The organism is Sabulibacter ruber, assembly GCF_017355955.1.
GTDB lineage: Bacteria > Bacteroidota > Bacteroidia > Cytophagales > Hymenobacteraceae > Nibribacter > Nibribacter ruber_A.
In genome coordinates, this window is record NZ_JAFFID010000001.1 from 1856974 (window position 1) to 1871094 (window position 14121).

A 14121-nucleotide genomic window follows, 5' to 3' on the forward strand; every position below is an offset into this window, starting at 1 on the left:
TTACGCGTTGTTAGCGCACGTTTATTTTTCTACATAAATGGTATCATCTGAAAGTTTAATCCACATAAAGCCATCGATTTGTGCTTGTAATTTTGAGCCATCAGCATTAGGCAATATTGATTCTAAAATTATTGGAAATAAGCTTTCGCTAGTTTCATTTAGCATCTTATAAGTTTCTTCTTTAGTTTGGTCGTCAGGCTGTGAAATGCCCATCCAAAAATTTGCCATTTGGTTCCCAGCAAAAATATATGGTTGGATACTACTTAATGAATTATCAAACGAAGGAGAGCATAGACCAGAATATTTTCTACCTGATTTCGACATAAACTCACCTTCTATGATTAAAAGTCCTTCCGATGGATCTGGGTATTTTAAGTCTAAACGTGGTTTTAAAGTTGTTTCATCTTGCCCATCTTCCCCCTCCTCATCAATTGCAAATTCCCAAATTGGAGAAATTTCAAAATGACTTTTATTGAAGTCTTCAAATTGGATTCTTAATTTTTCAATATTTTCCATGGAATTTAATTTTAAATGAGCGCTAACGGATTAGTGCATGAGGCGTGCAAGGCCGTCGGCCGTAGCATGGCTTATGCGCCTTGTTGTGGGAAGTTGTTTTTTTATTCTATTTTATTTTCTGTTTTAAGGCTGTTTTCTGAAAATTAGGTCAAAGACAGTTATTTCTTTATCAGGTAATCTTTACTCCTTATACAATTACCTTCCTTCTTTTAGAGATGAAAGCTATTAATCTCTCTATTGCGAAAGAATAAAAAATAATATTTGAAAGAAGTGCTGGAAAATAAAGAGCCATGTATTCGGTTATAACTCCCCAGAACAAAGTATGAAAAGGAAATCGTAGAATTTGAAATGTCGCCGCTAATATTGTAGATAATAATCCGCCGCCAGAAGTACCTTCATCTTCGGCAAAAGCTGCAATGAAGGAGGCAATCATCAGAAGGGTAATTATAGAACCAATCGTAATGAAAGCTAAAGGATTAAAATTCTTTGGTAGAATCTTCATTTTTCCATGATTACAATTACCCACAACTAACGGATAAACGGAACACCTACGGTTATTGGCACTATAGGTGGAAGTAGTTCAACCATCCTTTTTAATGTACCTTTTTTCAGGGTTCATGTAAATCCCTCCTCAAAGTAACCGTTTTTCCCTGAACCTCAAAATAGTGCCCTGTTTACCTCAAAATGGCGGTTCTGATGGTCTGGAAGCCCCAGATTCAGGATTCCCTTGCTGTTGGCACCCATCTAAACAAAGCCTTTCAACCCTTATTCGTAAGCTATGCGCTTGTATTCGGGTATATCCGGTTATACACGGGTAGTACACGGTTAAATAATTTAAATTTAAAATCCTGCCCAAAACGCCTGTTTTCTGGGAAGTAGTACACGTGCCTTTTTTGGCTGTAAAAACGCCAACTAGAACACCCTAGAATCCGGCTTGATGCCACTTTGCCGGAAATCATCACATAAACTGAAAGGGAAGAGGCCCAAACGATTTGCTTTTCCGTCGTTTACCTTACCCTTCTGAACCTTAGGGCCAGTATCTAAATCGGAATGGAATCATAGCCTTAAATTATTTAATTGTTTCTAAAGGGCTCGGCGCACATATCCGCTTAATGCCCTTTTCAGTTCCTGCAAAACCCCTTCCAACAATTTATCACTCCCCTGAAAATACCATCCAGAACCTTCGTTCACTTGTAAGAAGCCGATGTACCTTTGCAAAAGGCAATTCACACCGGACATTCTAAACCCATTTTCAAAGAAGGAAAACCCTTCTGCCGGTATGCTATTGCCCAAACCCAAACAATTAAACAATTTTATAAAACATCAAATGCACTATTCAGTACCATCAAATTTTGACATTGAAAAACACCTTGAGCAGTACCCGCTGGAAGAATGGTGGCCCCAAAGCGCCATAAAGGACTTCTGCCCAGACAAGTTGCACTACGTCCTTTCCCTTCCAATTGAAATCCCCTCCAACAACAAAGACCTCAAGCACCGCAACGGCTTTGTGCCCATCAATTCCACGGCACTTAAAAACGCCATCGGGAACGAATACAAACACTACCTTGACTATCTGGTGAACACGGGCGTGTTTGACGGGGGGAACAATCAGTACAGGAACGGCATCCACTCCCGCATGTACCGCTACACCAAGGAGTACCGGCAAGGGTTCAGGACGGTAGAAGTTAAAAAGACCTTTTCCTTCACCTACAAAAAGGAAATCACCAAGCTGGAGGAGGAGCGCCTACGGGAACTTGACTCCAAGATAGGGAAGCACCTGATTAAACAATTTAACAAAGACCTTCTGAAGATGGACTTGGAAGGGGCAGAATCATACATGCGCAGCACCTTTCTGAAAGGCGTTAGGGAAGTCGGTTTTTTAAATTTAAAAAATAGGGTCATAGAAGTGAACAACCTCAACCGGCAGGACCCTACCGCCAAGGAGAAACTGACACCAAGAGAGAAAAAGCTATTAAAGTTCTACACCAACCTGCACGCGGCCATGAAGATAGCGGACGGCAACTTTTACCACGGCTTTGACACCGTCTCCGGCCGGTTCCACTCCTCGTTAACTAATTTAAAAAAGGAACTACGGAATTTCCTGACATACGGCGGGGAGAGCCTGTATGAGGTGGATTTGAAGAACAGCCAGATGTGGTTCAGCCTTTTGCTTCTGGATAGGGAGTTCTACGGGAAAAAGAGGGTGCGCGGCGCTAAATTTTCTATTTCCCCTTCCTCTATGTTCATTGATAAAGGTATTCCTAATGTCATAGATGCAAATATCCCTTCCACAAAGGCTAAAATAACCTTTAAAAGGTTGTCTATCCATAATGTATTATCAAACGAGATATTCCAATGTCTTCCAAATGTCTTCTCTAACGTTATGCTTCAAGATATACTTAAAGACATTGACAATGAAGATGTTGTCCACTACAGGAATGTGGTACTTGAAGGAAAGCTGTATGATTACCTTTTAGATAGGTATGAAGAGAAGACAGGCAGAAAGGATATGGACAGGGGAAAGATGAAGAAAGTGATGTTCACCATCCTTTTCTCCGAGAACGAGAAAGAAACGAAAGGAAGGGAAACCATGAAGGCAATGAAAATCAGGGAGCAGCGGGAAGCCGCAAAAGACCTCTTCCGAAGCTGCTTCCCCACTGTGATGCGTCTGTTTGAGTACATCAAGCAGGAGAACCACCGCCTGCTCGCCTGCCTCCTGCAAGCCATAGAGGCCCACGTACTTTTGAACAAGGTGTGCGGCAGGATAAAGAGGGAGAGACCGGCCATGCCCCTGTTCACGGTGCACGATTCCATCCTGACCACGGAGATGAACAAGGACTATTTGGTTAGGGTGGTAAGGGAAGAGTGCCTACGGCTCACCGGCTACACGCCAAGGGCAGAGCCTAACCTGCTGCACCCCGGAAAGCTGGAAATGCCATTTAAAACGGCGGCATAGAATAAATTAACAGAACCGATGCCATGACCCTGTTTTAGCCCTACCATAATATTTTCTGAATTGAATGGTGCCATTGGCACCTGAAAAGGATGCGCCTCTTGGCGGGGCTAAAACAGCGGTAAAACAAGGTCTTCAGAGGTATGCGGGTGCCACCTTAAACCACAAAGACAAAGCGCGTGGGTAGTCTGGCCTGTGTACTTCCGGATGGCTAAAGAGAACCCATTGGACAATGGAAGGTTTCTGTTGCACAGGCTTGAAAATAGCCTGTTATAGGCGTTTACAGCTATCCATTGCTGTGGATTGACTTAGGCCAGCTTGGCAAGCGAAGCCTGAATGGACGGCCTGAAACAGGGCTAAAACAGCCATTTTGCAATAGCGAAGCAGAGGGCTGTTCTAGGGCAAGCGGAAACAGGGGAAAGACGGTTTGCTTGTCTCTGCTCAAGGGCGAGGAAGCAAAATTCAGAACTCTGGTTTTAGCCGTTTAGAGCCGTTTCCAGAATCAAAGGCAGAGGAGAGAGTTGAGGGGGAGAAATGGGAATGAAGGGGCTAAAAACAGGGCTAAACCACTATGGCAAAGGGATGGTGTAAGCCGTTAAATTATTTAACAGATACAGAAACTCCGTTTAAAATAGTGAACCACCTTCATCTTAAATCATCAGGTACACATCAGAACATCTATCTAAAAGCAATTAAGCCAAAATAGATAGCACTTTTTTAAACCAATTAAAAAATTCATCAATGCAAAAAAAAGGGAGCATTGCTCCCTCTCTTTTACTATCAATTACCAAATTTTATCCTCTCAATATCTTCAGCCCTAAATCTATTTTGGTCTGAATATTGAACCGGAACCAAAACCCCTTCCTTAATTAACTTTTTAAGGGTATTGAAACTGCAGTTCAACTCTTCCATAACCTGTTTAGGCTTAAGCAGCGGCTTGGACATTTGAAGAGGTGAAATCATATTAGCAACCTTATTAAAAAATCTCTCTTCAAATTCATTTAAATCATTCTTTGTCAAAATATCAATATTCATAATTGGATTTTCTAATTTAAACTTAAATAATTTTCTTTACACAAAAATAAGCTGAACACTTACAAGTGAAAGAATAAAATAGGGTGTTATTTGTTCTTAACTTACATTTTTCAACAATCCACCTTCTAATTCAAACAACGTTTGCATTTCATTAATAATCTTAAGCGGCACTACTTTAGCGTATACTTGCGTAGTCTTTACACTCTTATGACCCAACATTTTACCTATGGCTTCCCTTGAAATACCTAATGAGAACAACTTTGTAGCGAAAGTGTGTCTAGCTACGTGACTAGAAATATTTTTACTAATACCACACTCTTCTGCGACAATTTTTAAATACTTGTTGTAGTTCTTCAATGAGGGAATCGGAAAAAATGTACCACGCGAAAGACTAACTGGATGATTCTTGTACTTTTCAATAATCATTTTTGCATCTGAAAATAAAGGCACAGTAAACTGCTCTCCTGTTTTTCCCCTACAACCAACTACCCACTCCCAATCACAGTTAGGCATCTTCTTAATGTAGGCTTGGTGAACAGTTTCCAAATCACAGAAAGAAAGCCCTGTGCGGCAGCAAAAAAGGAAGAAATCACGCGCCATCCCTAAATACTCTTTACCAAACTCCATTTCTTCAAGAATTTTCAACTCGGCATCTTCCAAATAGGCGGTTTCTGGTTCTTTATAAGTAAAAACATGGCTTGCAAAGATATTTTGCTTCATTACGCCATTCTTAAAGGCAGAACTTAAAACTGTTTTAAGCTTCTTAAGGTGGTTTTGAACAGTGTTGTGGCTTAACCCTTCTGTATAAGCCATATAGTTTCCATATTCCACTAAAAAATTTTCCGTTAAATTATTTAATGAAATCGAGGCCTTGTTGGATGAGGCAAGAAAGTCTTCCAGCTTCCTTAATGAAGATTTATAATGCCTTAAAGTATCTTTCCCTTTATTACTGGCACCTCTTGCAAACTTAACTTCCTCTACATTAATAAACTCTTTAAAAGTACCAATCAATTTTTTATCAATTGAAACATTTCCTTTCAGGTATTGCTTTAACAACTCGCCTGTTATAAACACACCTTTATAGTTCAATTCATCAAAAATCTTAAATACCTTAACCTTTAATTCACCTAAGGCTTTATTAATCCTATTTGCATCATACCCACTTCCTTTAGCGCAATCCTTTTTATTACACCAACCCTTTTCTTCTACCTTCATTCCAGTTGATATATCTACTATTTCTTTGTTTATAGTCATACGCATAATTATAGGAGATTTGCCATCTTGCCTAATCTTTGATTTTCTAAGAATAAAGGACGTATTAATTTTATTTTCCACTTTGAATAATAGTATTTACTTACAACTGCAAAATTAACATTGTGCTTACAAGTGAAAGAATTTATTTCACTTGCATAATACAGTTATCTACAACTAAGGTGGTTTAGCTATAACAAATGAATCAAATTCATTCCTTAAGCTCAAGAATAGCAAATAGTGGAAACTGGCTAATAGGAAGGAGTAAGAAAGTGGCCCTTTTGAAACAAGTATTAGTGGCCCTTTCTGGAGTAGTGGCAGTGACCCTTTAAGTGGCCTAATTCGCACAGCAAACCCAAGGCCACTATACAGGCCACTAATCTTTTGAAATAAATTGCAAGTTTTGAAAGGGTTATAAACGCAAAAACCACCCAAACACATAGTGTTGAGTGGTTTTGATAACCTTTGAAGGTTTAAGCGTGATCCCGCTGGGATTCGAACCCAGGACCCATACATTAAAAGTGTATTGCTCTACCAGCTGAGCTACAGAATCAGAAAAAGTAAGAAGGTGGTAAAAAAGCCTTTCTGATTGAGTGACCAGAAAGGCTTCTGTAATCAAGTGATCCCGCTGGGATTCGAACCCAGGACCCATACATTAAAAGTGTATTGCTCTACCAGCTGAGCTACGGAATCTTTTACTACCTTTGCTTTCAAGGGCGTTTCCCTCATTTGCGATGCAAAAGTATAAACCCTTTCTGTAAATGCCAAACATTGCTCACAAATTAAATGTGTTTTTTTGCGCCATTTTCTTCTTTTGCGCACAACCTATTCTTGCTCAACCTTCTAGCAAAACGTTAGCTAAGGCAGATTCCCTTTACAACCAACATAAGTACACCCAAGCTCTGGAAATCTATGAGCATTTGCTGGAAAAAGACAGGGTATATTCCCCTCAGATGCTCCTGAAAATGGCTTACATTCATGAAGGGCTGCAGCAATACACCCAGTCTATGCACTATCTGCAGCTATTCTACAGTAAAAGCCCCAGCAGATCGGTGCTGAGGAAAATGGAGGAAGTGGGACTCCAGCAGCATCTAACAGGTTACGAGTATACCGATTGGGACTTCTTCAAAACCCAGTTTTATAAATACTACTCCCAAATTCTGGAACTGTTGCTGGTTGGCGCAGTGGTTACCATGACCTTGCTCTTAATCAGGTGGGCTAAAAAGAAGCCTATCAGTGCTGAGGCAAAGCTTGGGTTTGTGGTCTACGTTGGGTTTGTTTTCTATTTCGCCAACTTCCTGACCATTGACCAACAAGGCATTATCCGGAACAGTAATGTGCCCATCATGACGGCTCCCTCGGCTGGGGCTGGGCTGGTGGCTTCTGTGGGCACGGGGCATAAAGTGAACATCATGGGCGAGGAAGATATCTGGTACCGCATTGAGTGGAATGGCCAGCCTGCTTATATCAGGAAGAACAACCTGTTGCTGCTTCCACAGCCCTTGGATGAGAAGACCCTGTTCTGATGGTATCTTTATACAACGCGTAACTATTGCACAGCGCGCATTAACTGGTTTGATCAAGTAGGCACACCGGTGCTACATTATTTTGTAACTATAGTACATAAAGCTGCGCAGTGCATCAACTAATTTTAGGCCATTCCCTAGCCGGCAATCTGAAGCAGACGGGAGTGCTTGGGGTTACTTAAACCAGCCGATATATGATGCAAGCAACTGCCACTGATCAAAGAAACCATCTCCAGGACAAGCCAAAGTTTACGGAGAAACATTACCTGGTCACCTTCACCTTCGTGGTTTCGCTCTTTATGCTCTGGGGCATTGCCATCACCATGGGCGATGTGCTGAACCGCCATTTCCAGAACGTGCTGAATGTGTCCAAGGCAGAATCTGGGCTGGTGCAGTTCTCCATTTTTGGGGCATACGCCGTGATGGGCATCCCCGCCGGGCTGTTCATGAAGCGCTTCGGGTACAAGAATGGCGTGTTGCTGGGCCTCACGCTGTATGCCTGCGGCGCTTTCCTGTTCCTGCCCGCCGCTAATGCCGAGTCGTTCGGGTTCTTCCGGATTGCTTTGTTTGTGCTGGCCTGCGGGCTGGCGACGTTAGAGGCGGTGGCACACCCCTTTGTCGCTTCTCTGGGCGATGAGCGCACCAGTGACCAGCGCCTCAATTTCGCGCAAGGATTCAACGGATTGGGCGCGGTGATTGGTCCGCTCATTGGAGGTTACTTTATTTTACGCGTGGGCGGCGACACCCAAGAAGGCCTGAGCGCTGTCAAGACGCTTTACCTGAGCATTGGTGTTTTGATCACCCTCATCGCCGTTGCATTCTCCTTCGTGAAAGTGCCTGCCCTGAAAGATGCCCACACTATTGACCCGGATGCCTACGAGGTGGCCGCCACGCCCCAGGACCTGAAAGCCCCCAAGAAACTGTTCCAGCACCGGCACTTTGTCTGGGCGTTCATCACGCAGTTCTTCAACGTGGGGGCCCAAGGCGCCACCTGGGCCTTTTTCATCAACTACGGCGTGGAGAAAATGGCCCTTACCGATGAAACTGCTTCTTATTACTTCTCCCTGAGCATGGTCATGATGATGTTGGGTCGCTTTATCGGGACGTACCTGATGCGGTTTATCGCTCCTAATAAGCTGCTGGCGGCTTTTGCCTTGGCCAACATAGGCATGTGCCTGATCATCGCCCAAAGCTGGGGTTGGCCCTCCTTTATCGCCCTGCTGATGCTCAATTTTTTCTTCAGCATCATGTTCCCTACCATCTTCAGTTTGGGTTTGAAAGATCTGGGACCTAACACGCAACAGGCCTCTTCCTTTATTGTGATGGGCGTGGTGGGTGGAGCCGTGTTCCCTCCGCTCATGGGCCTCATCGCGAACCAGGATGTAGCGCACGCCTACTACCTGCCTATTCTTTGCTACGCCGTCATTTTCCTGTTCGGGTACCGGCTTTATAAACCCTGAACACTTCCCGGTTTTACTCTACAGACCGCCTCTGCGTTTCGGACCTGTTTTCTCGTAAACAGGTCCGAAACGCAGAGGCGTTTTTTTTTAAGCCTAGGATTTTCCGAACACCTCAATTAAGGAATATAGAGCACAACTTCGCCCAAGAACATGAGCCAGAGTGGTTCCAATTTCTGATTCTGTTTCTGGGTCATTTTTCAGAAAATAGGTTCAAAACGCCTTAGATTATTGAAAAGCTATTTCCATACTTTATGGTAATTTGTTTGCTAACATGCTTTATTCCAAACAGCACCAATTTACAATCCTGATAAAAAATCATTAAATTAGACTTAGTCATTAACGCATTTTCAATCAATTGCTTTATTAATAAAATTCCGCTTAAAACAGTACGCCCTACAAATGGCTTTAGTAGCCAACCCGCCTGAAGAACAGAACCAAGATTTCATATCTGCCTTGCTAAAACGCTAGAATATGCTGCGGTCTTACCTGTTGCTCCTCCTGGCTTTCCTGTACGGGATCAATCCGGCTGTCGGGCAGCAGTTGGAAAGCAAGTCTTTCGCGGTGCAGCAGCTAGACAGCCGAAACGGCCTTTCTAACAGTTGCGTCAATGCTCTTTACCAGGATTCTGATGATCTGCTCTGGATTGGCACCTACGACGGCCTGAATGTCTACGATGGCTCCAGTTTTCATATTTTCAATTACCACCAGAAAGGCATTGGCAAGAGCATCGGGAACAACGTGATTACCTACATTTCCGAGGACGCGGCCAAAAACATCTGGATTGAAACCAGTGAAGGCATCTCCCGCTACAGCAAGCAAACCGGGGAATTCTTCAATTATTTTTATGAGAACGGCAGGCAGGTAGAGGTGCAGATTTTGGCCATCAGCCCGCAGCATGGGGTTTTCTGCCTGATTCAGGAGAAGGGCAAAACCGTAGGCAAACGTTTCAACCCCGCTACTCAAGCTTTTGAACCGTTCAGTTTCCCCTTCCCGCTGACGCACGTTTCAGATCTCGCCTTCGATGCTCAGGGTAGGTTGTGTGTCCTGAATCAGGAACAAGTGGAGGTCTATACTCTCCGCAATCAAACCTTCCAGAAAAGGGAAACTCTATCTGTAAAGGCGGAGAAACTCTTCGTGCTGGGGAAAAGGATCTTCCTCCAGGAAACCGGCACGCATGCTTTGCAGGAAATCTCTCCCGTAACCTTGCAACTGAAAACTGTGGCCCAGCTACAAGAACCCATCAAAGCCTTGGTCCAGGTGCCATCCGGTTTTCAGGTGGCCTGGACGAGCGGAGGAATTGGGAGTTTTGATCGTCGTTTTCAGCCCGTTACTCTTGGCAAAGAGCTTCAGCTATTGAAAAATGTTTCCGCCACTTCCTTCTGGACTTCCAAAGACCAAACCCTTTGGGTGGGCACAGATGGCAACGGCATCCTGAAAATCGCGCCCAATCACCGGTTTTTCCACAGCGTTTCGGAGCTGCCCAACGGAGCGCCTTTCAAAGCGGTGCGGGCATTCGGCGAGGTTGGGTCAGAGATTTGGGTAGGCACCAAGGGAAACGGCATCCTCGGGTTTAAGAATAGCCTAAACGGAGGGCAATTGGAAGCGGCGCCTCACTCCTACTCGGCTCCGCAGCAGTTGGAGAACAATGCCGTGTACGCCATCCAACGCGGGAAAGAAGGATTGGTTTACCTTGGCACCGATGGTCCCGGGATCTCGCTGTATGACACCAAAACAAGAAACTTCATTAAATGGAAGGAAGTGGAAGGCAGTAACCAGCACCTGGCCTTCGCCTCGGTATACGCTGTGTTACCGGAAAAAGACAGCTCCGTTTGGCTGGCTACCAGCGGCTATGGCTTGGTGCATTTGAAACTGCGGGCCAAAGGATCCGGGAAATGGTCGGTGCAATATCTGGAACAATTCATGTTCCATGGTGATGATACCGGCCCCGCCAGTAACGTGATATTTTCGCTTCTGCCGGGAGCAAACGATTACCTGTGGCTGGGTTGCCGCAACGGTGGATTGAGCCTCTTTAACAAAACCACCCGCAAATTCCGGCATTTCAAGGCTTTCTCCGAGGCCGAGGGCCTGTCCCATAACGATGTCTTGTCCCTGCACAAAGACCGCCAGAACCGCCTCTGGATCGGCACCAGTTATGGGCTGAACTGGGTCAAAGAGAACGAGGTGCTCCAGCGAAAAGTGATCTTCCGGAAGCTCACCACCGAGGAAGGCTTGCCTAACAACTCCATCCACGGCATCTCCGAAGACGGAAAGGGCAACATCTGGGTCAGCACCAACAACGGTTTGGCCCGCATCAACCCCACCTCCCTGCAGGTAGATCGGTTCCAGGCCGAAGATGGCTTGCAGGGCAATGAGTTCAGCGATGGAGCGGTGTGGAAGAACGGCAAGGGCATGCTCTTTTTTGGGGGGATCTACGGGTTTAATTACGTGAACCCCGACGAGATCCAGGCCAGTAACCGCCAGGTAAATCTGTTGGTGTCTGACCTGCAGTTGGGCAGCAAGATTTACCGAAATGCGTTTGGTCAGTTGGTGCTTCGGCCCGGTCAATCCCAAAAAGCGGAGAACTTCACGGTACCCCGCGGCGAAGGCTTTTTTGATGTTCGGTTAAAGGCCATTGACTTCCAGAAAGCAGAGAAATCGCAGTACGCCTACCTGTTGGAGGGAGCGGACCAAGCTTGGGTGTACTCCAATACCAACGGCCGGATCTCGTACCGCAACCTAGCCCCCGGCGACTACACCTTCAAAGTGAAATGGACCAACGGCGAAGGCAAATGGACGCCGGAAGCCGTGCTGTTCCGGGTAACTGTGGACCAATACCTTTGGCTCAGCTGGCAGGCCTTCCTCTTCTATTTTGTGGTAGCGGTGGTCTCCATTTACGCCTATTCGTCTTACCGCCGGAGCCGCCTGGAAATGAAAAACCAACTAGAACTGGAGCACCGGCTGCGGCTCAAAGACGAGGAAGTGCACCAGGAGCAGCTGAGTTTCTTCACTAACATCGCCCATGAGTTGCAGACGCCGCTCACCCTTATTACCGGCTCTTTGGAACGCTACCTTCAGAAAAAGGAACCGCAGGCAAAATCGGGCGACAGCGCTTACTTCCTGTCTCTGGTGCAGCAGCACACCTCGCGGCTGCATTACCTGGTGAACCAGATTCTGGAGTTCAGGAAGGCGCAGGAAGGCCACTTGAAGGTGCATTACAGCTATGTGAACGTCTCGGCGCTGCTGGCCAACATTGTCGAGCTATTCACGCCTTTGCAGGAGCAGAAGAAGCTCCGGTTCACGGTCCACATCAGTCCGGCCATTCTGGGCTGGACTGACAAAGACAAGCTGGAGAAGATAGTCTTCAACCTGGTTTCCAATGCCTTCAAGCACAGCGGACCCAACCAGGAAGTGATTCTGACCGTGACCGAGGATACCGCTGCGCACCAGGTGCAGATTAAAGTGGCTAACTCGGGCAGCAACCTGTCGCCGGAGCAACTGCAAAAGCTGTTTGATCGGTTCTTTGTGCTGGATGGGACGCAGAAACATAAATTCAGCTTCGGAATTGGACTGGCGTTCACCCAGGAACTGGCTTCGCTGCTCAACGGGCAAATCACCGTGCAAAGCGCTGACGACTGGGTGACGTTTACTACATCGCTCCCTATTTCCGCCATTCCGGGGGTGACGGGTCTCACCAAAGACAATGTGCTGCAAGACAAGCCCTCCCCGCTTCTGCACGCCGCCACGCGTCTTCCCCAGAAACAGAACCCGCAGCCCGTTTCTGAGAACAACAAGCACGCCTTGCTCCAAAGCTTAGACCCGAGCCACAAACCAGCCATTCTGCTGGTGGAAGACGAGGCCGATATCCGCTACCTTCTGCGCGACCTGCTGGAAGAGGAGTTTTTGATTTTTGAGGCCGAAAACGGTCAACAAGCCCTTGAGCTGCTGGCTAAAACCCTCCCCGACCTAATTATCTCGGACATCATGATGCCCGAAATGGACGGCCTGGAACTTTGCTCCCGCTTGAAAAACACCCCGGAAACGTGCCACATTCCGGTGGTGCTGCTCACAGCCCGGGGCACCCTGGAGGAAAAAGTGGAAGGCTATGACGCTGGGGCCGATGCCTACATTCCCAAACCCTTCCACACCGCCCACCTGATGGTGCGGGTCCGCAAACTTCTGGAATACAAGAACCGGCTGCACCAATTATTTCAGAAAGACAGCTTCAGCATTTCCTTGGACGAGGACCAACTGGAAAACACCGACAAGGAATTCCTCTCCAAAGTACTCAATCGCATTGAGGCGCACCTAGACAACCCCGATATGAACGCCGCCCTGTTGGAAAAGGAACTGATGCTGAGCAAAATGCAGCTGTACCGCAAACTCAAAGCCCTCTCGGCCATGACACCCGCCGAGTTCATCAAACACGTGCGCCTGCAGAAAGCCGCGGCCCTGTTGCAGAACACCAACCTAAGCGTGTCTGAAATCTTCTACCAAACCGGCTTCAACAACCAATCTTACTTTTTCCGTGAGTTCAAGAAACGCTACGAGTGCTCCCCCAATGAGTACCGCGCCCACCACCGCATCCAGGCCTGACTTCGTTTTGACACTGTTTTTCAAAAAAGGCCTTCAAAAACAATTATACGAGCGATCAGAAGCAACGAACCTGTTTTGGAAAGCACCTTTATTCCACCCTGCCACCATAATCGCCCCTAGGAAAACATAGCCGTTTGCTTACGACCTTACGGTGTAACGTCGCTACAGAGCCCATAAATGTAGCCTCGTTACACTGTAACGAGGTAATTCCCCAGGAAACAGGCGCACCTTAGATCCGACGCTTATTACTTGACCTTACCCAACCCTTACCGCGGGTTTTCGATTTATGCCCTCTTTTCCGAAAAACTGCCTAAAAAGGGATGCCCGATTGCCTGCTTCTTTTGAGCCAATGCGCAACTTATAAAAGGAACTCTCCTACTATGGCGCGGAAGTTACTTCCGTGACTTTCTAAGCATTACCCGTAAGTCACGGAAGTAACTTCCGCGCCATAGTTGGGCTTCGTTTCCGCCAATGCACATTTTATAATAGAACTCGCCTGATAATAGAACTCGCCTGCTCGCCAAGAATCCTCAGCGAAGTTGCCTGCCAGAACGCTGAACCCCGTCTCTCCCAAAACAGCTCAAAACAGCTAGAAATAGGCGGTTGATACTATAGTACACCACATTGTGATTCCAGTACATAGCCCAGGGTTAGGTAAATTTTACATTTGAATCAACTCCCATAGCCCGGCGGAAGCAGGAATGTACAGGGTCGCAAGCATCCTGAAAAGACATTCCAACCGCTTCGGGGGCCATTGCCGGGCGAGAAGTACCAGGAAGGAACACAC

At 46.2% G+C, this 14121-nt stretch carries 8 protein-coding genes and 2 tRNA genes; 4 read left to right on the top strand and 6 right to left on the bottom strand.

All coding sequences use genetic code 11. From position 1 onward, the window contains the following. Positions 1–21: 21 nt before the first annotated feature. Complete coding sequence (locus JT719_RS07545; RefSeq protein ID WP_207432172.1) at positions 22–516, bottom strand: hypothetical protein; 495 nt, start codon at positions 514–516, stop codon at positions 22–24. A 187-nt stretch (positions 517–703) separates the two neighbouring features. Then, entirely contained in the window at positions 704–1018 is a 315-nt protein-coding gene (locus JT719_RS07550; RefSeq protein WP_207432173.1) for a hypothetical protein, read from the bottom strand. Positions 1019–1843: 825 nt separating this feature from the next. Here JT719_RS07550 and JT719_RS07555 point away from each other — a divergent pair. Beyond that, positions 1844–3472, top strand: coding sequence for a hypothetical protein (locus tag JT719_RS07555; RefSeq protein WP_207432174.1), 1629 nt, complete (start codon positions 1844–1846; stop codon positions 3470–3472). Positions 3473–4249: 777 nt separating this feature from the next. Here JT719_RS07555 and JT719_RS07560 read toward each other — a convergent pair. The 4 genes from JT719_RS07560 to JT719_RS07575 all read right to left on the bottom strand — a co-directional run bounded on the left by JT719_RS07560 (position 4250) and on the right by JT719_RS07575 (position 6448). After that, complete coding sequence (locus tag JT719_RS07560) at positions 4250–4504, bottom strand: helix-turn-helix domain-containing protein (protein ID WP_207432176.1); 255 nt, start codon at positions 4502–4504, stop codon at positions 4250–4252. Between the two features lie 96 nt (positions 4505–4600). Then, on the bottom strand, positions 4601–5839 hold the full coding sequence (locus tag JT719_RS25515) for a phage integrase SAM-like domain-containing protein (RefSeq protein WP_207432178.1): 1239 nt from the start codon (positions 5837–5839) through the stop codon (positions 4601–4603). Positions 5840–6235: 396 nt separating this feature from the next. Beyond that, positions 6236–6308 (bottom strand) — tRNA-Lys (locus tag JT719_RS07570). A gap of 67 nt (positions 6309–6375) precedes the next feature. Next, a tRNA-Lys gene (locus JT719_RS07575) sits at positions 6376–6448 on the bottom strand. Positions 6449–6720: 272 nt separating this feature from the next. Between JT719_RS07575 and JT719_RS07580 the strand changes: the two genes are divergently transcribed. The 3 genes from JT719_RS07580 (at position 6721) to JT719_RS07590 (ending at position 13334) form a co-directional block, all read left to right on the top strand. Continuing rightward, positions 6721–7281 (top strand): SH3 domain-containing protein, encoded by a 561-nt coding sequence (locus JT719_RS07580; protein WP_242693098.1) that lies wholly within the window; start codon positions 6721–6723, stop codon positions 7279–7281. 197 nt (positions 7282–7478) lie between these two features. After that, positions 7479–8741 (top strand): L-fucose:H+ symporter permease, encoded by a 1263-nt coding sequence (fucP, locus tag JT719_RS07585; RefSeq protein ID WP_207433305.1) that lies wholly within the window; start codon positions 7479–7481, stop codon positions 8739–8741. Between the two features lie 471 nt (positions 8742–9212). After that, entirely contained in the window at positions 9213–13334 is a 4122-nt protein-coding gene (locus tag JT719_RS07590; RefSeq protein ID WP_207432182.1) for a hybrid sensor histidine kinase/response regulator transcription factor, read from the top strand. Positions 13335–14121: the final 787 nt, after the last annotated feature.